Below are 17,246 nucleotides of genomic sequence, written 5' to 3'. Positions count from 1 at the left end.
CGTCAACCGTCAGGCTGTCGGCAAACCGGCAAGCACCGACTTCTTCAACAAAAAAGTCACCACCTCAACCGACAGCGCTGTGAGATCGGCGGGGTCCAGCTCAGCCATTTCCTGCGCCGTCAGTGTTGGCGTGGAAATACGCGGAATGACGGTCATCATTGCGCCCACGTCCATATCCATGATGGCCTGCAGGCGGGTGCCACGCAGCGCGCCGGACTGCGGTTTGCGCAGAATGATTTCCGTGATTTCGGTTTTACCACGCTTGATCGGTGTATCCAGCTGCACGGTCTTTTCGGTAGGTTTATCGCTCATGTTCGTGTCCTGTTAATGGGTACTGGCGCGGCTGCCCGCGCCCTTAAATGAATCAGAGGCCGAGGGCGTTACGGTGCGCTTCCATCAGGTCCACGCCGTCCACGATTTCAATCATGTTGACCAGATCGACCTCATAGAGCACTTCGCCGTTAATGGTTAGCTTCGCGTAGCTGTTGGTGCTGCTGACTTTGGTGCTGCTGCTCTCGCCAGTTTTCCATTCGCCGGAATCCAGCTCCTTGTGACGCCCGCGCACAACCAGCTCAACCGCCTGCACTTCGCCGGTATCGTCTCGCTGGATGGAGCCGGTGAAACGCAGCTGGATAGCGTCCACCGTGGTTTTGCCCATCTGCTTGAATAAAAGCAGTTCGGTGCCGCCGATTGAAAATTCCGTGTCCAGCGCGCCGTCATCCAGGCCCATATCCACATCCACCGCGCCCGGCATACCGCCGCCGCGATACTTCTCAAACTTGCGCGTGAATTTCGGCAGGGTCAGAGACTCAACGATCCCCTGCCAGTTGTTCCCGTCGTTGAACAGGTTCAGGTGTTTTAACTTGCGTGGTAAAGCCATGGGGTCTCCTTACGCGCTGACCTGGCTGGAAAAGTCCAGCAGGTACCGATCGGTGATGCGCTGGCGCAGCATCAGGTTTTCAAGCGGTGGCACCGGCGTGTAGTCGTAGTCGATAGTGAGCTTCCCGGCTTTCAGGGAGTCCTTATCGTTCACGGCCTCATCCAGCCAGCAGTCCGCGCCGATGATGTAACCCTGCGTTTTCAGGCTACGCAGTTTGGCGCGTATACCTTCGATAATGTCGCGGGGCCAGCGACGGGTTCAGCACACCATCCACCGCCCACATGTGCGCTTCTGCGATGGTGTCGGCCAACACCTGCGCCGTGCGGGTGTAGTTCTCAAAGGCAAACAGCGGATCGTCGCTGAGACAGCGCGAACCCCAGAAGCGGAAACCGTCTTTGCGGATAAGCGTGGTCACGTCGTTCTGGTTCAGCAGTCCCGCATCGGTTGCCGGGTCCTGCAGATCCCAGAACACGTCTGCAGAAATGCCGGTGACGCCGTTAACGCCAACGTTGGACAGGGTTTTGTGCCAGCCGGTCTGCTCGTCGATTTTGGCGCGCAGGCCGAGCGCACGGGCGGAGGCGTAAGCCGTCGCGTCTGCATTCAGCACGGTGTCAAAGTTGATGAAGTCAGGCCAGATCAGCATACCTTCACGCTGGCTGAAATTGTCACGGTAGGAAATGGCTTCTTCCACCGTTTTACAGCCGTAGGCAGACAGATAGGCAAACCCGCGCAGGCTTTGCGCTACGCTCAGCAGTTCCGTGGCAACCGCATGCGTGTCATGCCCAGGCACACCGAGAATGCGCGGCTTGACGCCGAGCTGCGATGGCGCCGAAAGCAACGCCTTCATACCCGTTTTTTTACCATCAGCAGTGACGCCGCCGATAATGTTGGAGGTGGTTTCCGCTTCGGTTTCACCCTGGGCAACACGCACAACGACGGTGACAGGTTTTGCCTGATCAGCGATGGCATCCAGTGAACGCGCCAGCGTGCCGGACTCGCCAGCTTTCCCGCTTGCGGTCAGCACATCAGTTAACAAAACCGGTTTGTTGAGGGGAAACACGGAAGCATCGGCATCATCGCCGGTGCATACCATGCCCACGATAGCAGTGCTTACCGTGGTGATTGATCGGGTGCCTTCGTTGATTTCAACAACGCGCACGCCGTGGTGGTAATCCTGAGCCATAAGGCAGTCTCTCCGGTTACAGGGGTCTGCTTATGTTGTTGTTGACAGGCACGCGGCGCACGCGCTGGCGATTGTGTGGCAAATTACACAACAGGGAAAATCACAACCTACCGGTTACATGCTGGAAATTTTCTGTAAAGGGTCGAGATCCCGACATCAAAAATCAGCGCAACACGCTGACGGGATTCTCCCGCCGCGATAAGGCGCCCGGCCTGCGCCCACTGCTCAGGTGTAAGTTTCGGACGCCGCCCACCGATGCGCCCCTGCGCACGCGCAGCTGCCAGCCCGGCGCGGGTGCGTTCGACAATCAGCTCTCTTTCCATTTCAGCAAGTGCGCCCATAACGTGAAAGAAAAATCGTCCCATCGGCGAGCTTGTATCTATGCTGTCCGTCAGGCTACGAAAATTAACGCCTCGCTGGCGCATTTCTTCAATCAGGGTAACAAGATGGCGCATGCTTCGGCCCAGCCTGTCCAGCTTCCACACAACCAGCGTGTCGCCCGGTGAAAGGGACCGCATAAGCTTTTTTAAACCCGGCCTTTCGTCTGTCTTTCCGCTTATTTTGTCTTCAAAAATCAGCTCACATCCTGCGCTCTCCAGCGCATTTCTTTGCAAACCAGTATTCTGGTCGTTTGTTGATACACGCACGTAGCCAATCAGCATATTTTTTCATCCATTTAAACTCACAAATTCGCGGCGCATTGTATCGAGGAAGGTTATTTCTGACCGTGCTGCAGCGAATGGCCAGCACGGTCATGACTGAAAGTGTTTGCCGGTGATTTCATCATACCTTGGTTTAGGAGGAGGTGCGCCTGCCATTGGAATTCCATTCTTCTGGCCTTCGGCCATTCTGCCGAACACAGTAATGCCTGAATGGTCCAGCATGGTCTTTCTAAAGTTCAATGGTGCCACGTTCTCAGCCTCTGCATATCCAAAGCTTGCTCTTGTAATGCCCACACTTACGCTGCCAGAGGCGCGGGGAGAGTTCCCGAGAATCTGGGATGATGGACGCGGAGTTGATAGTGGGCGTGCGCTGCTGTCAGTTCAGGGTGATGCGATAAGAAACATAACGGGTAAAATGATGTCGCGGGGACTACCAAATAACGCGAACCCAGGGGCCATCACTTCTGGCGATGGTGTATTTCGTTTAGTGCGCGGCGTAACAAATGATGAATCAACATCGTCGCCTGTTACAGCAAACCCGCCCGCGTCTGGGTTGGATACACTTTATTTTGACGCTGACAGGGTCGTTCCCACTGCATCCGAAAACCGCCCACGCAACATCGCTTTTAACCTTTTAGTGAGAGCTAAATAATGACACTTAAATTTGATAAAGATGGTTTTGCAATCGACGGCGGCGATATTCGTGTTTTTTATTTCGATGCAGTAACAAAAGAATATGTTGGCTGGTCTGATGAATATATTTACGAGGGTGTCAGCATGCCCGGTAGCTCAACGGCTATTAATCCGGGCGAGGAAGTTAATGGAAAAGTTGCGGTTTTCGATGGCAAAAAATGGAACCAGGAAGAGGATCATCGCGGCGAAACGGTCTACTCAATAGATGATAGCAGCGCCGCGACTGTAAATTATATCGGACCGATTAAAGAAGGATTTACAACTGCGGCACCGGAATCACCTTATGACAAATGGAACGGTAAAAAGTGGGTCAAAGATACTGCTGCGCAGCACGCAGCAGACGTAGCTGAAGCTGAGCAGCAAAAGCAGCAGCTTATCGACGTTGCAATGCAGTCAATCAGCCTTATACAGCTTAAGCTCCAGGCAGGGCGCACGCTGAATGATACAGATAAAGCAAAGCTGAATGCCGTGCTGGATTATATCGACGCGATAACTGCAGCTGACACAAGTACCGCGCCTGATATTAGCTGGGCCTGTGCTGGCGGAGTAGGCCATTCGAGATTCGGTGCGACGGAGGTTTCTACAACTTCCAACGCATCGAGATAATCCAGCCATTCGTTATATTGAGCCAACTCATTACTCTTTAAGCGCCCCAAAACCGCTTTGCCTGGCCACTGCTTACTGTTCATATAGTCGTTAGCCTGGTCGATGAGTTGTTGTTTATTAGCTTCTGCTGTTGCAATTATTTCCTCTTGCGACGGTGGTGGATTTAAAATTTCCTGAACCTCTTCTTCAGTTATCGGTTTCTTTTTCCCTATAAGGTCATCTTGCGAGCCGTCTTCTTCGTATCCGTAAATAACGTTTTTCTCATCAATAAAATATTTCATCGTAGTTCACCCCACTGCATTATTGTCCCGGAAGAAATCATGTATGTGCCGCCTGCAGGGATAATTGCAGAAAGCTGACTACGGACTGATGGGCCTGTCGCAAACCCAGAACAGGCCATTGATGCTGTAGCAGCCGAGTTGATATACAGCGTTGCAGTGGCGTCCCCGGCGTTCACTATGAGTGAAACAGATATCATGATCGGCTTGCCCGTTGAATTTGTGTACGTCACCCCGACAAGACGATCTCCGCCCCAAACTTTCCACGTCTGACCCTGCCCGATTATTAATTCTCTGATACCAAGGTATGAGAGAAGGCCGGAAACGTCCTTACCGCTTAGATTTGTCAGCGTGCTGTCCAGCGGCTGCTTACCGGCCAGCGCATTAACCATCGTCGTTGCAAAGTTCGGGTCATTACCCAGCGCTGCTGCCAGCTCATTAATCGTGTCCAGCGCGGCCGGCGATGAACCAACAAGTGCAGCAATGGCCGACTTTACAAATGCTGTAGTAGCGATTTGCATATTGTTTACAGTCTGCGCAGCGGTCGGCGCAGTAGGTACGCCGGTTAGCGCCGGGCTGGCCAGCGGTGCTTTCAACGCCAGCGCATTACTGATCGTCGTGCTGAAATTGGGGTCGTTATTGATAGCCGCCGCAATCTCTTTCAGCGTGTCGAGGGTAGCCGGCGCACCATTAATCAGGGCAATCAGCGCGGCCTGGACAAATGCAGTGGTAGCAAGCTGCGTTGTGTTGTTACCTGCCGCCGGCGTGGGTGCCTTTGGCGTTCCGACAAAGGTCGGACTTTCTTTTTGTGCGTATTGATTATGCGGGTCTGCTGCAGCCAGATGGGCACGCATCAGATCATCGACATAGAGCTTAAGCTCCAGCACTTTATCATCGACATACTTGCGGGTTGCCAGCACCACTGCAGGGTCAATTTTCAGGGTAATATTTTCGGTACTGCTGGTAATCAGCACCATGCGCACCGTCTGCGTGCGGCCGCTTCCCTCAGCGAGCTGCGGCTTATAGCTCTCCGGGCAGTTGCCCACGGCAATTAGCGCGCCGGTTTCATCGAACAGACCGACTTCACGAATCCACCACCCGCCTTCGGTTTCGGGGATCACCTGCTCGGCAATAATCTGGCTGCTGTTCTGCGGATCGATATACAGCATATTGAGAGAGGCGCGGCGTTTTTCAGCAACCAGCGCTTTCTGCTGCGCGCTGGGAGTCGGCAACACGCCGCCACCGTCGCCCACAGCCATCTGGGTAATTTTCAACGGAACACCGAGCGCGGCGGCGCTTGCCAGTTTCGCCGCGCCGACATCCGTCAGCAGGGTATAAAATTTTGCGCTCATGGATTCACTCTCACAGTGTCAATTACATGGACTGCCCCGCCCTCATAAGCGGTGCCGCCGGAAATAATGGTTTCGTTGATGTACGGATAAATCGTGATTTCTTCGCCGGTGTAGGTGGCTGCGCCTACAAAATACGGCCCGCTGGTCTGCAGGTTAATGGACATGCCGATCAGATGGCGGCTGCACGGTTTGGCATCGCTGATGAGGCGCTCCAGTTCCAGATAAGTTTCTTCCGTGATGCCCTGATCCTGCACGCCAATGTCCAGGCGAAACGTGCCCGGCTGCTCGCCGGTTTGCCACCACTCAATGATGCGTATCAGGAAACCGAACGGCTCCACCACACGCCGCACGGCGCTGGTTGTTCCCTTGTGCTGATGGATATAGAAAGCATCCTGCACTACACGGCGCTTCACGCTCTCCGTCCAGCTTTCGTCCCAGCGGTCAACGGAAAACGCCCACGCCAGATACGGCAGGAAGCTGACCGGACACGTCGCCGGGTTCCACAAATCGCGCAGCGGCACCTGCAAATCGGATATTCCGCTGCAGGTCTGCGCCAGGCGGCGCTCAAGCGGTGAGGAACCGGGCGGCAGCAGGCTATTCATCCGTGCCCCCGTTGGTAACGCTCCATTCCGTACAGGATGCCGCCTGCGTCTTATTCAGCACTACATCATCCAGTGGGGATGCCAGTTCCACACGCTGGACGCCCTCAACGTGCAGCGCGGCATAAATGGCGCTGCGGCGGATATCTCGGCCCAGCCGCGTCTGACTGGCGATGTAATTCTGCAGGCTGGCTTTTGCCGCCGCCATCACCGGCTCAGCTTCCGGCCCCGGATAAAGAAAAATCGTCGCATCCACGCTGTAAGGGATGATTTCGGCGCTGCGCACCGTCAGGCGGTCTGCCACCGGGCGCACGTTCTCGCTGTTAAGCGCCTGCTCAACCACCGCCAGCAGGTCAGCCTCTGCCGTACCGTCACCCTCACGGCTTAGTACGGTAATCACCACCTCCGCCGGTGCCGGGCTGGTTGCGCTGGCATCTGCAATGCGCCCGTCCGCGCTTTTGGCGTGAAACTCATAGGCCGCCGTAGGTCCCGCAACTGACAACCCCTCAAACGCAGCCGGAACACGCAGACGCAAAGCCTCATCACTTTCCATTACTGCGGCGATCGGCGGCACCGCGTTGTTGTCAGCAGGGGCCACCGTCAGACGTTCGACGTTATAGTTGGCCGCCAGCTGGTCGAGATCGCCGCCGATGGCATACGCCACCATAACCGCCTGCGCGGCCTCGTTAATTCGCTGGAGCAGCAGGATTTCGCGGTAGGTGCTTTCCTGCAGCAGCTTAGTGACGGGTTCAGACTCCAACGCCAACGTGCGCCGTACCGCGTCCTGCTTATCTGCCGAATAAAGTGCTACAAAAGCGGCCTTGCGCTCGGCAAGCAGCGTCTCAAAATCCGGCACGTTTACTATTTGTGGCGGGGGCAGTTGGGAAAGGTCAATCACTGCCATTGTCTGCTCCTGTTGATACCGAAAGGGAAACCGGCGCGCCGTTATTGCGCTGGCCGGTAAGCTCAACCACCATCGAGCCGTCAAAATTGCTGCTGATGGTGATGGAATCGAGCGTCAGACGAGGTTCCCAGCGGCTCAGGGCCACGTAGACCGCAGACATGACCTGCAGGCGCAGCGCCGGGTTCTGCGGCTGGTCAATCAGGGTAGACAGCAGGGAACCGTACTCCCGGCGGGCAATCCGGCTGCCCTGCGGGGTCAGAAGAATATCCCGGACTGACTGGCGTAGGTGGTCCGTATCAGTAATGGCTTTGCCGTTGCCCTGGTTCATGCCGATATACAGCGTCATACCGGGCCTCCTGACGTATCGCCGCCGGACTTAACGCCGGTGTGACCGTGTGTATCAACCACGATCCCGTTGGAACTCATCGGGCCGCCCCCCTGGGTGACGCCGCCATTGATCGCCACCTCGCTGTTAATGCGCGTAGTGTCAGCCTCAATCACGAACTCACCCGTTCTGAGGATGATATTGTCGGCAGCTTCGATCACCATGGATTTGATACCCCTGACGTGCCAGCGCCCGGTAGCAGGTTCGTATTCAAACCAGCCCCCGTCCGGGTACTCCGTCACGCAGCCGTCCACGGAATCCGACGGTGGGGCAAACTCATTGGAATAAATGGCGGGCAGCGCAAAAGCCGTTTCCAGATTGCCGCCCATGCTCAGCAGCACAACCTGCTCATCTGGTGACGGGCACCACCAGGTGCGGCCACCTCCGGCCCGCAGCGTCAGCCAGTTAATCCAGTTGGTTTCAAGCTCGCCTACCTTCACCCGGCACAGCCAGTTATCCCGGTCCACTTCGGTCACGGTGCCGGTGCGGATCAGGTTGGTGATAAGGCGCATGATTTCTGTGAGTTGTGCATTCATAGGAAGATAATGCCAGTGAAAACATTGAAATCTCTATCACTTGATTTGTATAGTTGCTGGCACAATCGTTGAATTCTGATGAGAATATTTTTATGTCTAACCAAGTAGAAGCCATTGAAACTTTATATGAGCGCGAATCTGAATATTATGAAATTTTAAAAGTATTAGAACACAGAGCAAGAAAGTCTCGAATATCTATCTTCATCTTAATATACTCCATGCTACTCGTTGCTACCTTGGTTATGGTTGGAGCCTATTATACCAAAACTAATCAATCGCCTATTAACACTCTTACAAGTTCATTACTTTTACTTTCAGAAAAAGCCAAAACTGAAGCTGCAATAAAAAATTTCAATGCTACTTTCGGTGATTTGTTAAAATCCACCAATAACACTTCGGCTGAAGAGCCTAAGCAAAATGGCAATAACGGCCTATTTTATAGTGCTTCTATAGTCAACTCACTCTTATCTCCTAACAGTCCATCAGAAAAAATAGCATCATCCATTGCATCGGTACTCTTAAGTTTTTCAGTCATACTATTTGTTGGGTTCGTAATGAAATCAATTTTAGTATTTATAAGATATTACATGCAGCTTGGAACTGACTTCGACAACCAGAAAATAGCATTTATTTTAAGCAAGGGAGATCAACAACAATTCCAAGCATATTTATCATGTTTAAGAGATCATAATGTTAGTTTTGAAAAAACCCCATCACTACCTCAAGAAAAAATAATTACAGGTCTTATTGAAGCTCTAGCTAATAATAAAAAAAATTCAAAAGATAATCAGTAAGTGGTTAGCCAACGTAGCAGAGTCTCATGAGTTACGTTTTCAACTTCATCATTGACACCCAACAACCGCCGCTCCGAATAACGCACCTCCGGCCCCTTACGGCTTACACGATCACGTAAGCCGTAATGATGTACCCGCGCAATGCGCTGCACCTTCCCTGAAAACTGCACGCTGGCTGAATCCGCGCTGGCTGCAGTTTTCAGGTATTTCGCCGTGCGCAGCTTCGCAAACATCTGCCGCTTAATACGCCCTTTTTTAGTCCGGACCGTGACCTTTCGCGGCTCGTAGCCGCTGCCGTCAGGGTTGCGCTGCAGCCGGATATTATTTTGCTGATTCCGGCGCAGCTCCTGCGCCAGCTCACGCATCATGCGCTGACGTGCTGCAGGCTCCAGATTCGCCAGCAGTGCGGCCAGCCACTCGTCCACCTTATGCAGATTATCCACGCTTCACCGTCCACATTTCTTCTGGCTCGTCGGGTTCTGGCTCCGCCTCAACCTTCGAGATAGCGCCATCGGAGCTAACCAGCACGCGCTCGGTCAGCTGCAGGTTCAGGCTAATATCACATACGTCGTTGCGCAGGATATCCACCTCAAAGGTGAACAGCTTTTCACGCAGGTCCGGGTTGTTGATGGCATCCGTCTGATTGGCTTTCAGCCACAGCAGCACCGGGGCCATCAGCAGGTTCTGGTCGCCGCTGAAATCCTCGATCACCACGTTCAAGGTGTAGCGGTATTCCCATGACATGGACCGCGCGCCGGTTGCCACCAGGGAACCGTTGTCCACGAACAGATGCAGCTTGTCCGGGTTATCGCGCACATAGGGCACTGCCTTATTCAGAGCACTGCGTAAAGACTGCGGCTTGTTCACTGTTTCGCTCCTGACACGCCACTATCGTGTCCACTTTATCAGCACAGACCGCCCAGGCGGCCTCGGTTTCGTCCAGCAAGGCGTTCAGGTCGCCGTTAGTGCGCGGCGCTGACGGGTTCAGGCTGCACGGCGTCACTCTGGGACAACCATTCACGGTAAGTTGCACCTCCGGAGAGGGCCGGACGCTCCCGCAGCCGGATAATATCAGCAGGCAAAGGAGTGTCAGTCCAGCGGCGTAACTCTTCGTTTTCACGTTTCAGTTCCTCGATCCGGTGCTGTCGGTTGCGCAGCAGCGCGGTTGTTTTCTCGGCTGCCGCATAAAGCCGCATCTGCTCCCGGCTGTTGGTTTCGGTCAGAATGGACAGGCCGATGAGCTGGCTATTTTTCTTCGCCAGCTCCTGCGTTTTCGTCTCCAGCGCTTCGCCCTGCGTCTCGATAGTGTGGCGGGCATTGTTCAGCCGCCATGACTGCCAGCCCAGCGCTGTTATGACCAGCGCCAACGCTATCGCCAGCGTGCGCGTCATACCCCAGCCCCTTGCAGGCACCAGGCCATTTCCCGCGCACGGCGGTTATCCAGCCCCTGATTAAACACGCCTTTGACATATACCCAGCGCGGCAGCTGGCGGCAGGCATCCTCCCAGCGCTTTTGGTTCAGCAGTTTCACCAGCGAGGAGCTGCAGGCATTGCCGGTGCCGACGTTGAAGGCAAACGACACCACCGCGTCATAGACCTTTTGCGGCACGGGTGGCACCACGCACTTCTCCAGCGCCCGTTCGACAATCAGCACGTTGCTAATCAGCCCCTGCGCCGCCTGGCGTTCGGTGATGGTTTTGCCAGGCGTCACGCCGGAAGTGTTGCCGATCCCGTCAGTCCAGACGCCCGCGCTGCACTGGTACGGCTGCAGGCGACAGCCCTCGTAATCACCAATCAGTTTCAGCCCCTCAACGGAGGTATGAAGCGACTGAAAGCCGGGCAGCGTGGCGGCAATAGCCAGCACCGCCCCGACCAGGCAGCGCTTAACGATTGAAGGATTCATACTCCCCCCGCGAGATTTTGCCGCCGCGCAGCAGTTTGAAAGACTGGTGTTTGTAGTACCAGTTGATCGCCAGCATCAACACGCCAATCAGCACGCCGCCGACCGTTGAGGCATCCTTGAGCGACAGGTCACCCAGCCAGGCAAGCAGCACGGCGATGCAGTAAGTGATAAAGGCGCTGACTCTCTCAAGCGTCATAATTCAGTCCCATAGCTGGACGGTCTGCACGGTGGTCGCTGCCGTGATATCCGGCAGCTCCACCTGCAGCCCGTGCGGTAAAAATGGGCCGTACTCAGCCAGCCCCGGATTTGCATGCAGAACCTGCTCGGTAACACCCTGCGTGCGCCCGTAATGACGCCAGCAAAGCGCGTCCACCGTGTCATACTGCTGCGCCCGCACTTTCATCAGATAAGCTCCACCGTACAGTGCGGTGCGTCCTGCACCCGGCTGATAGCCCAGCGGGCATCACGCCACAGGTCGCCGCTTGCCTCCGCCAGCTCCTCCCCTCGCTTCACGCCGGACGCCGTAGCGTCATAGTCCTGATAACGCTCATTCAGCACGGCGCGCGCCCAGCAATACACGGCGTTGTGGTAGTGCTGGATACGCTCGCTTTTGCCGTCCAGCATTTCTGCCGGAACCTCAGCCAGTGCCCGCCAGCCCAGCATCTGCTGACGGTTGCGGAAGTCGTACAGCTCGGCGTTAACCTCAGAAATCGCAGTCAGCAGCACCTGCTTTAAGCGCGACTGCGTCACCGTACCGTCAGTGCGCATTACGCTGCGAAACTCCGACAGATCCACATCCGGCCAGAACGGCGTGTTTTTGATGACCTCCGCCTGTTCCGGTGCCGGTTCGGGCGCAACAAACTTCATGCGGTCTTCTCCTGAATAAGTGGGCGGTGAACGGGATTTTGATGAGGCGGTGCCTGTCGCCATCCCGTGCCGCCCGTGCGCGGGGCACGTTCCGTCAGCGGTCGTTGCGCAGTCTGCGCTCCAGCCGCTCTTTGTCTTTCTTCACACCGCAGCGGGAATCCAGCTGGAGCGCATGAGTGAGGTGATTCAGTGCAGATGCCGGGTTGCTTTCGCTCAGTACCGCGCCGATAGCTTTGTGCAGGCGCGCACGTGACTGGTCCGGCATATCCTGCCCGGTGGTCAGGTCCAACGTCTGCAGCAACAGATCGGCATCGAAAGGGGTACCGGCGAGAATTGCGCTTTGCGCCGCATCGGCCATTTCCTCGGCCAGCACGGTCTGCACGTTGCGGTTGCCAAGCGGCATCACCCAAGCATGGCGCAGGGCATGTCGCCCAATTTCCAGCGCACCGGCATAGTCACCGGCGTCGATACGCCACAGCATCACGTACATCAGGACGTCATCCTGCTGAGCGCCTCCGGCAGCCAGCACGCCGTCCGCCCAGGCGGAATATTTCGGCAGCAGCTCCACCTTGATTTGCGCCTTTTTCACCGTGGACTGAATGCCCTTAAGGCGACGGCGATCTTCTGCCAGCTGCAACAGCATCAGGTCATAGCCCGAGGCATGGCGAACACTGCCGCCCTCGCGGGCGGCCTGTTCAGCCTGAATGCGCAGGCGGTGCTGCCGTGCGGGACTCAGGCTCATGCGTTACTCCCCGGCTTCCGGTGCGGCAGCCGCGCTGAAATCACCGATTTCGATGTTTTCCACCAGGGCCGCGCAGCGGTAGTCCTCGACCACATAGGGCCCTCGTTCACCGATTCGAAGTTTTCGATGCGGTCACGTTTCGGGTTGTCGATAACCGAGCGGCGGCGGGTGTCTTCCTGCCAGTAGATGGACAGGTTATCCAGGCGGGTGATCAGCACGGCGTTCGCCGGGAAGTAAGGCGCGCGCACGGCCTGCAGGCCGCCCATGCGTTTCTGGCTGATGATGAGATCGGCGGCGATTTTCTCGCTGTTCTCCTGCTCTTTGTTGACCAGCGGGAAATACTTGTCAGACAGAAGCTCACGGCCGCAGACCACAACCAGCTCGTCATCGTCCTGGAAAATCGGATCGATAAGCTCGTTGACCGCATCCATAACCAGCGCGTCAAGGTTGGCGTAGAGACCGCCCTTGCCCACTTTTACTGGTTCGATGGTCACAGTGCCGTCGTCTGCCGTTTTAGTGCCCAGCACGTTGTCCGGGGCGTCTTCACGAATTTTCTGCAGCCAGCCCTTGTTCACATCCTGCAGCAGCACGTTCTCGCCACGGTTGGAAGTTTTGGCGCGCTTCACGCCGTTAAAGCCGATCATGATGCGGTCCAGCGCCTGGCGTTTGACGATGGCGTTGCGGATGCGCACCTGGAAGTCCTGGAATTTGGCCCACAGGTCCAGCTTCGCGTAGGTCAGCACGGTGTCGAAGTTGGTCTGCTCGCACTTGTATTCCACGTCCGCCATCAGCGTCGGATCGGTCGGCTCGCGCTCTTTGGTGGTGGTGTCGGTGGTGCCTGCAATAGTGCTGCCGACGCCCAGCCCCAGCAGCTGGCCGGACTGTTCGGCCACGCCCATCACATTGATCAGCGTCAGAAACGCGGCGGACTGCTGAATTTCATCTTCCAGCGTCTGCGATACCGACGGCTCCACGGTGAACTTGCTGGCAAGCTCGGTCACGGCCACACCGTTCAGGCGCGCCAGCTGCTGCAGGTAGGCGTTAAAGGCAAAGCGGGTTTTCTGTTTCATTAGTATTTTTGCTCCTCAGCAATTGGTGACGGTGCCTGCCGGGGCGTCACCGCCCGGCGCGCGCTGGCGGTAGTCCTTACGGCTGTCCTCTCGGTTCAGCTTCTGCTCAAGTTCCGCAAAGGCCGCCAGCTGCGCCTGCAGGGAGGATTCCAGCGCAGACAGGCGTTCGCCGTTTTCAGAGAGGGTTTTGGCGGTGCGTTCGCTCAGGTTTTGCTGTTCGGTAGCGACCAGCTCCACTGCCTGATGGACGTCAGAAAAACGCGCGTCGTCGGTCTGCTCTTTTTTTGTGAACAGCGCGGTGACGCGGGCAAACAGCGAGGGTTTATCGTCCTGGACTTCTTCCAGCTCGATCAGCGTTTCTTCAGCAGCGGAAAACAGGTTGTCCGGCTTCTGCTTGCGGTTCGCCAGCGGGTTGTGCGCGGCGCTGGCGCTAAAGGCCAACATCTCGGTGCCGAGACTCGCAGGATCGTCCGTCGCGGCCAGGCCGACAAGGTAGGCTTTGCCGGTATCGGCAAATTTCGGGCTGACCTCCATGGAGGTGAATAGCTTCTGGCCTTTTTTGACCAGTTCCACCAGGGAGCTTGTCGGCTCCACGTCGGCGTACAGCGCCATCTTACCCGCCAGCGGACCGTCCTTAATTTCTTCGGCAACCAGTGCCGTCACCTGCCCGTAACGGTTAAAGGCGCTGTCCGGGGAATAGGACTTGATGTGCTCAAGGTTTATTAGCGCGGTGTAGACCGTCGGGTTGTAGCTGGCCGCCATCTGTTCCAGCCATTCGCGCTGGATTTCGCGTCCGTCGGTGGTGGCACCTTCCACCCCGATGCGGAAACGCTTTGCTTTCACTGTCATGAGCCGTGCTCCGTTAGAAAACTGTCTGGAGCCTTATGGTTGCGGGGATGGGGGGAGTGAGACAACGCGCGGCGCTTGTGCCTTTCGCCATACAAAACGAAGCCAAAGAAAGAGGTCAGTCAAGGCCGTAGGCTTGTGCCATGGATATGACACTGACCCCCGCAGACCTCGATCCCCGTCGGCAGGCCATGCTGCTGTACTTTCAGGGATACCGCGTAGCCCGCATTGCAGAAATGCTGGGCGAGAAAGTTGCAACCGTTCACAGCTGGAAGAAGCGCGACAAGTGGGGCGAGTACGGGCCGCTGGATCAGATGCAGCTCACCACCGCCGCGCGCTACTGCAAGCTCATCATGAAGGAGCAAAAAGAAGGGAAAGACTTCAAGGAAATTGACCTGTTGGCGCGCCAGTCCGAGCGCCACGCCCGCATCGGCAAGTTCAACGACGGCGGCAATGAGGCCGACCTCAACCCCAACGTCGCCAACCGCAACAAAGGCCCGCGAAAGCAGCCAGAAAAGAACCTATTTACCGACGAGCAGATCGAGAAGCTGCAGGAGGTTTTCCACGAGTCAATGTTTGCCTACCAGCGCCACTGGTGGGAGGCAGGCAACCGGCACCGTATCCGCAACCTGCTCAAGTCGCGCCAGATTGGAGCAACCTTCTTCTTTGCACGTGAGGCGCTGATTGACGCCATCACCACCGGGCGCAACCAGATTTTCCTCTCCGCCAGCAAGGCGCAGGCGCACGTCTTTAAGCAGTACATCATCGACTTTGCTAAAGAGGTCGATGTGGAGCTGAAAGGCGACCCGATGACGCTCAGCAACGGCGCGTGTCTTTATTTCCTCGGCACCAACGCCCGCACTGCGCAGAGCTACCACGGTAACCTGTACCTGGATGAATACTTCTGGATACCGAAATTCCAGGAGCTGCGCAAGGTGGCGTCCGGGATGGCTATCCACAAAAAATGGCGTCAGACCTACTTTTCCACGCCGTCGAGCCTGACCCACAGCGCGTATCCGTTTTGGTCCGGCGCGCTGTTCAACCGGGGCCGCGCCAAAGCGGACAAGGTGGATATAGACCTGACCCACGGCAGCCTGGCCCCCGGCCTGCTTTGCCCGGACGGACAGTATCGCCAGATTGTCACCGTGGAAGACGCGGTGCGCGGCGGCTGTAACCTGTTCGATATTGACCAGCTGCGCATGGAGTACAGCCCGGACGAATACCAGAACCTGCTGATGTGCGAGTTTATCGACGATCTGGCGTCCGTGTTTCCACTCAGCGAGCTGCAGGCGTGCATGGTGGACAGCTGGGAGGTCTGGAGCGACTTTCACGCTCTGGCGCTGCGCCCGTTTGGCTGGCGAGAAGTGTGGATCGGCTACGACCCGGCGAAGGGTACGCAGAACGGTGACAGCGCTGGATGCGTGGTTATTGCTCCCCCAACGGTACCGGGCGGCAAGTTCCGCATTCTGGAGCGCCACCAGTGGCGCGGCATGGACTTCCGCGCCCAGGCCGACGCCATCAAAAAGCTGACGCAGCAGTATAACGTGACCTATATCAGCATCGACTCCACCGGCGTCGGCCACGGGGTGTATGAGAACGTTAAAGCGTTCTTCCCTGCCGTGCGGGAATTTGTCTACAACCCCAACGTCAAAAATGCCCTGGTGCTCAAGGCCTACGACATTATCAGCCACCGCCGTCTGGAGTTCGACGCCGGGCACACCGATATCGCGCAGTCTTTCATGGCAATCCGCCGCGCCACCACCGCCAGCGGCAACCGCCCTACCTACGAAGCCAGCCGCAGCGAAGAAACCAGCCACGCCGATCTGGCCTGGGCAACAATGCACGCACTGTTTAACGAACCGCTGCAGGGCGAATCCGCCAATACCAGCAATATTGTGGAGATTTTTTGATGGGCAAGAGTAAGAAAAACCGCGCTGCAGTTCAGCACAGCAGCGGCGCGTCTGCAGAAGCTTTCAGCTTTGGCGACCCGATCCCGGTACTGGACCGCCGCGAGCTGTTAGATTATGTCGAGTGCGTACAGATGGACCGCTGGTATGAACCGCCGGTGAGCTTTGACGGGCTGGCGCGCACCTATCGCGCCGCCGTGCATCACAGCTCGCCCATTGCGGTAAAACGCAACATTCTGACCAGCACCTTTATCCCACATCCGCTGCTCAGCCAACAGGCGTTTAGCCGCTTTGTGCAGGACTATCTGGTATTCGGTAACGCCTATCTGGAGAAGCGCACCAATCGGCTCGGCGGCATTCTGTCGCTGGAGCCATCGCTGGCGAAATACACCCGCCGGGGCGTGGATCTGGATACCTACTGGTTTGTGCAGTACGGCATGACCACGCAGCCATACGAGTTCACCAGAGGCAGCATTTTTCACCTGATGGAGCCGGACCTCAACCAGGAGATTTACGGTCTGCCGGAATACCTGTCCGCCATTCCTTCCGCCCTGCTGAACGAGTCCGCCACGCTGTTCCGCCGGAAGTATTACATCAACGGCAGCCACGCGGGGTTCATCATGTATATGACCGACGCCGCGCAGAATCAGGAGGACGTAAACAACATCCGCCAGGCCATGAAAAGCGCCAAAGGCCCGGGCAATTTCCGCAACCTGTTTATGTATTCACCTAACGGCAAAAAGGACGGGATTCAGATCATCCCGCTTTCAGAGGTGGCGGCAAAGGATGAGTTTCTTAATATCAAGAACGTGAGCCGGGACGATATGATGGCGGCGCACCGCGTTCCACCGCAGATGATGGGGATTATGCCGAGTAATGTTGGGGGCTTTGGGGATGTGGAGAAGGCGGCAAATGTTTTTGTGCGGAATGAGTTAATTCCTCTGCAAAAAAGACTTGAAGAACTTAATATATGGTTAGGTGATGCAATAATTACTTTTAGGCATTACTCTTTAGAGCAATAGAATCTCTTTCAAAAGAT

Annotated in this window: 22 protein-coding genes and 4 pseudogenes; 5 read left to right on the top strand and 21 right to left on the bottom strand. The window is 56.3% G+C overall.

From position 1 onward, the window contains the following. Nucleotides 1-9: 9 nt before the first annotated feature. The 4 genes and pseudogenes from WLO32_RS06970 to WLO32_RS06955 form a co-directional block, all read right to left on the bottom strand. Nucleotides 10-312 (bottom strand): phage tail assembly protein, encoded by a 303-nt coding sequence (locus tag WLO32_RS06970; RefSeq protein ID WP_435947708.1) that lies wholly within the window; start codon nucleotides 310-312, stop codon nucleotides 10-12. 52 nt (nucleotides 313-364) lie between these two features. Beyond that, nucleotides 365-880, bottom strand: coding sequence for a phage major tail tube protein (locus WLO32_RS06965; RefSeq protein ID WP_435947707.1), 516 nt, complete (start codon nucleotides 878-880; stop codon nucleotides 365-367). Nucleotides 881-889: 9 nt separating this feature from the next. After that, nucleotides 890-2,063: pseudogene (locus WLO32_RS06960) on the bottom strand (phage tail sheath protein). 107 nt (nucleotides 2,064-2,170) lie between these two features. Beyond that, nucleotides 2,171-2,725 carry a recombinase family protein gene (locus WLO32_RS06955; RefSeq protein ID WP_435947706.1) on the bottom strand — a complete coding sequence of 185 codons (555 nt, stop codon included), beginning with the start codon at nucleotides 2,723-2,725 and terminating at the stop codon, nucleotides 2,171-2,173. Between the two features lie 121 nt (nucleotides 2,726-2,846). Here WLO32_RS06955 and WLO32_RS06950 point away from each other — a divergent pair. After that, a pseudogene (locus tag WLO32_RS06950) lies at nucleotides 2,847-3,129 on the top strand (phage tail protein); the annotation flags it as partial. 247 nt (nucleotides 3,130-3,376) lie between these two features. Further along, nucleotides 3,377-4,024, top strand: coding sequence for a tail fiber assembly protein (locus WLO32_RS06945; RefSeq protein ID WP_435947705.1), 648 nt, complete (start codon nucleotides 3,377-3,379; stop codon nucleotides 4,022-4,024). Here the strand turns inward: WLO32_RS06945 and WLO32_RS06940 are convergent. The 6 genes and pseudogenes from WLO32_RS06940 to WLO32_RS06915 form a co-directional block, all read right to left on the bottom strand. Further along, a pseudogene (locus tag WLO32_RS06940) lies at nucleotides 3,955-4,185 on the bottom strand (tail fiber assembly protein); the annotation flags it as partial. The gene WLO32_RS06945 and the pseudogene WLO32_RS06940 overlap by 70 nt on opposite strands. A gap of 116 nt (nucleotides 4,186-4,301) precedes the next feature. Beyond that, nucleotides 4,302-5,654: a phage tail protein gene (locus tag WLO32_RS06935; protein ID WP_435947704.1), complete on the bottom strand. Its 1,353-nt coding sequence runs from the start codon at nucleotides 5,652-5,654 to the stop codon at nucleotides 4,302-4,304. Then, nucleotides 5,651-6,256, bottom strand: a complete 606-nt coding sequence (locus WLO32_RS06930; protein ID WP_435947703.1) for a phage tail protein I — start codon at nucleotides 6,254-6,256, stop codon at nucleotides 5,651-5,653. The genes WLO32_RS06935 and WLO32_RS06930 overlap by 4 nt, the downstream gene beginning before the upstream one ends. After that, a complete protein-coding gene (locus tag WLO32_RS06925) occupies nucleotides 6,249-7,157 on the bottom strand; it encodes a baseplate assembly protein (RefSeq protein ID WP_435947702.1) in 909 nt (302 codons plus the stop codon). Before WLO32_RS06925 ends, WLO32_RS06930 begins: the two co-directional genes overlap by 8 nt. After that, on the bottom strand, nucleotides 7,144-7,503 hold the full coding sequence (locus tag WLO32_RS06920) for a GPW/gp25 family protein (RefSeq protein WP_435947701.1): 360 nt from the start codon (nucleotides 7,501-7,503) through the stop codon (nucleotides 7,144-7,146). The genes WLO32_RS06925 and WLO32_RS06920 overlap by 14 nt, the downstream gene beginning before the upstream one ends. Continuing rightward, entirely contained in the window at nucleotides 7,500-8,078 is a 579-nt protein-coding gene (locus tag WLO32_RS06915; RefSeq protein WP_435947700.1) for a phage baseplate assembly protein V, read from the bottom strand. The genes WLO32_RS06920 and WLO32_RS06915 overlap by 4 nt, the downstream gene beginning before the upstream one ends. A 92-nt stretch (nucleotides 8,079-8,170) precedes the next feature. Between WLO32_RS06915 and WLO32_RS06910 the strand changes: the two genes are divergently transcribed. Beyond that, nucleotides 8,171-8,872, top strand: a complete 702-nt coding sequence (locus WLO32_RS06910; RefSeq protein ID WP_435947699.1) for a hypothetical protein — start codon at nucleotides 8,171-8,173, stop codon at nucleotides 8,870-8,872. On the opposite strand, the gene WLO32_RS06905 is transcribed toward WLO32_RS06910, so the two are convergent. The 11 genes and pseudogenes from WLO32_RS06905 to WLO32_RS06855 all read right to left on the bottom strand — a co-directional run bounded on the left by WLO32_RS06905 (nucleotide 8,866) and on the right by WLO32_RS06855 (nucleotide 14,303). Beyond that, nucleotides 8,866-9,315 (bottom strand): phage virion morphogenesis protein, encoded by a 450-nt coding sequence (locus tag WLO32_RS06905; RefSeq protein WP_435947698.1) that lies wholly within the window; start codon nucleotides 9,313-9,315, stop codon nucleotides 8,866-8,868. The two genes, WLO32_RS06910 and WLO32_RS06905, sit on opposite strands and share 7 nt — an antisense overlap. Beyond that, complete coding sequence (locus WLO32_RS06900; RefSeq protein ID WP_435947697.1) at nucleotides 9,308-9,739, bottom strand: phage tail protein; 432 nt, start codon at nucleotides 9,737-9,739, stop codon at nucleotides 9,308-9,310. The genes WLO32_RS06905 and WLO32_RS06900 overlap by 8 nt, the downstream gene beginning before the upstream one ends. Continuing rightward, nucleotides 9,702-9,950, bottom strand: a complete 249-nt coding sequence (gene lysC, locus WLO32_RS06895) for an Rz1-like lysis system protein LysC (protein WP_435948260.1) — start codon at nucleotides 9,948-9,950, stop codon at nucleotides 9,702-9,704. Before lysC ends, WLO32_RS06900 begins: the two co-directional genes overlap by 38 nt. Further along, a complete protein-coding gene (gene lysB, locus WLO32_RS06890; RefSeq protein ID WP_435947696.1) occupies nucleotides 9,835-10,263 on the bottom strand; it encodes an Rz-like lysis system protein LysB in 429 nt (142 codons plus the stop codon). Before lysB ends, lysC begins: the two co-directional genes overlap by 116 nt. After that, a complete protein-coding gene (locus tag WLO32_RS06885) occupies nucleotides 10,260-10,775 on the bottom strand; it encodes a lysozyme (RefSeq protein ID WP_435947695.1) in 516 nt (171 codons plus the stop codon). Before WLO32_RS06885 ends, lysB begins: the two co-directional genes overlap by 4 nt. Continuing rightward, on the bottom strand, nucleotides 10,756-10,971 hold the full coding sequence (locus tag WLO32_RS06880; protein WP_048220226.1) for an HP1 family phage holin: 216 nt from the start codon (nucleotides 10,969-10,971) through the stop codon (nucleotides 10,756-10,758). Before WLO32_RS06880 ends, WLO32_RS06885 begins: the two co-directional genes overlap by 20 nt. Before the next feature lie 3 nt (nucleotides 10,972-10,974). Next, a complete protein-coding gene (locus WLO32_RS06875) occupies nucleotides 10,975-11,178 on the bottom strand; it encodes a tail protein X (protein WP_435947694.1) in 204 nt (67 codons plus the stop codon). Beyond that, nucleotides 11,178-11,642 carry a head completion/stabilization protein gene (locus WLO32_RS06870; protein WP_435947693.1) on the bottom strand — a complete coding sequence of 155 codons (465 nt, stop codon included), beginning with the start codon at nucleotides 11,640-11,642 and terminating at the stop codon, nucleotides 11,178-11,180. The genes WLO32_RS06875 and WLO32_RS06870 overlap by 1 nt, the downstream gene beginning before the upstream one ends. Before the next feature lie 94 nt (nucleotides 11,643-11,736). Then, nucleotides 11,737-12,384 carry a terminase endonuclease subunit gene (locus WLO32_RS06865; RefSeq protein WP_435947692.1) on the bottom strand — a complete coding sequence of 216 codons (648 nt, stop codon included), beginning with the start codon at nucleotides 12,382-12,384 and terminating at the stop codon, nucleotides 11,737-11,739. Between the two features lie 3 nt (nucleotides 12,385-12,387). Continuing rightward, nucleotides 12,388-13,454: pseudogene (locus WLO32_RS06860) on the bottom strand (phage major capsid protein, P2 family). Between the two features lie 15 nt (nucleotides 13,455-13,469). Next, on the bottom strand, nucleotides 13,470-14,303 hold the full coding sequence (locus WLO32_RS06855) for a GPO family capsid scaffolding protein (RefSeq protein ID WP_435947691.1): 834 nt from the start codon (nucleotides 14,301-14,303) through the stop codon (nucleotides 13,470-13,472). A gap of 140 nt (nucleotides 14,304-14,443) precedes the next feature. Here WLO32_RS06855 and WLO32_RS06850 point away from each other — a divergent pair, with 140 nt between their 5' ends. Both WLO32_RS06850 and WLO32_RS06845 read left to right on the top strand, forming a co-directional pair. Next, entirely contained in the window at nucleotides 14,444-16,210 is a 1,767-nt protein-coding gene (locus WLO32_RS06850) for a terminase ATPase subunit family protein (protein WP_435947690.1), read from the top strand. After that, nucleotides 16,210-17,229, top strand: a complete 1,020-nt coding sequence (locus WLO32_RS06845) for a phage portal protein (RefSeq protein ID WP_435947689.1) — start codon at nucleotides 16,210-16,212, stop codon at nucleotides 17,227-17,229. The genes WLO32_RS06850 and WLO32_RS06845 overlap by 1 nt, the downstream gene beginning before the upstream one ends. Nucleotides 17,230-17,246: the final 17 nt, after the last annotated feature.

This window comes from Dryocola mayonis (assembly GCF_051307045.1).
Lineage (GTDB): Bacteria > Pseudomonadota > Gammaproteobacteria > Enterobacterales > Enterobacteriaceae > Dryocola.
Note: the sequence above shows the minus strand (reverse complement) of the source record. Positions and strands in the feature narration are given on the sequence as shown.

What these genes read in the sequence shown, in the direction of transcription:
- WLO32_RS06925 (WP_435947702.1), bottom strand. Translation starts at nt 7,157, where the DNA reads ATGGCAGTGATTGACCTTTCCCAACTGCCCCCGCCACAAATAGTAAAC.
- WLO32_RS06870 (WP_435947693.1), bottom strand. Translation starts at nt 11,642, where the DNA reads ATGAAGTTTGTTGCGCCCGAACCGGCACCGGAACAGGCGGAGGTCATC.
- WLO32_RS06855 (WP_435947691.1), bottom strand. Translation starts at nt 14,303, where the DNA reads ATGACAGTGAAAGCAAAGCGTTTCCGCATCGGGGTGGAAGGTGCCACC.
- WLO32_RS06970 (WP_435947708.1), bottom strand. Translation starts at nt 312, where the DNA reads ATGAGCGATAAACCTACCGAAAAGACCGTGCAGCTGGATACACCGATC.
- WLO32_RS06920 (WP_435947701.1), bottom strand. Translation starts at nt 7,503, where the DNA reads ATGACGCTGTATATCGGCATGAACCAGGGCAACGGCAAAGCCATTACT.
- WLO32_RS06935 (WP_435947704.1), bottom strand. Translation starts at nt 5,654, where the DNA reads ATGAGCGCAAAATTTTATACCCTGCTGACGGATGTCGGCGCGGCGAAA.
- WLO32_RS06930 (WP_435947703.1), bottom strand. Translation starts at nt 6,256, where the DNA reads ATGAATAGCCTGCTGCCGCCCGGTTCCTCACCGCTTGAGCGCCGCCTG.
- WLO32_RS06880 (WP_048220226.1), bottom strand. Translation starts at nt 10,971, where the DNA reads ATGACGCTTGAGAGAGTCAGCGCCTTTATCACTTACTGCATCGCCGTG.
- lysB (WP_435947696.1), bottom strand. Translation starts at nt 10,263, where the DNA reads ATGACGCGCACGCTGGCGATAGCGTTGGCGCTGGTCATAACAGCGCTG.
- WLO32_RS06910 (WP_435947699.1), top strand. Translation starts at nt 8,171, where the DNA reads ATGTCTAACCAAGTAGAAGCCATTGAAACTTTATATGAGCGCGAATCT.
- WLO32_RS06915 (WP_435947700.1), bottom strand. Translation starts at nt 8,078, where the DNA reads ATGAATGCACAACTCACAGAAATCATGCGCCTTATCACCAACCTGATC.
- WLO32_RS06965 (WP_435947707.1), bottom strand. Translation starts at nt 880, where the DNA reads ATGGCTTTACCACGCAAGTTAAAACACCTGAACCTGTTCAACGACGGG.
- WLO32_RS06850 (WP_435947690.1), top strand. Translation starts at nt 14,444, where the DNA reads ATGGATATGACACTGACCCCCGCAGACCTCGATCCCCGTCGGCAGGCC.
- WLO32_RS06875 (WP_435947694.1), bottom strand. Translation starts at nt 11,178, where the DNA reads ATGAAAGTGCGGGCGCAGCAGTATGACACGGTGGACGCGCTTTGCTGG.
- WLO32_RS06845 (WP_435947689.1), top strand. Translation starts at nt 16,210, where the DNA reads ATGGGCAAGAGTAAGAAAAACCGCGCTGCAGTTCAGCACAGCAGCGGC.
- WLO32_RS06955 (WP_435947706.1), bottom strand. Translation starts at nt 2,725, where the DNA reads ATGCTGATTGGCTACGTGCGTGTATCAACAAACGACCAGAATACTGGT.
- WLO32_RS06865 (WP_435947692.1), bottom strand. Translation starts at nt 12,384, where the DNA reads ATGAGCCTGAGTCCCGCACGGCAGCACCGCCTGCGCATTCAGGCTGAA.
- WLO32_RS06945 (WP_435947705.1), top strand. Translation starts at nt 3,377, where the DNA reads ATGACACTTAAATTTGATAAAGATGGTTTTGCAATCGACGGCGGCGAT.
- WLO32_RS06885 (WP_435947695.1), bottom strand. Translation starts at nt 10,775, where the DNA reads ATGAATCCTTCAATCGTTAAGCGCTGCCTGGTCGGGGCGGTGCTGGCT.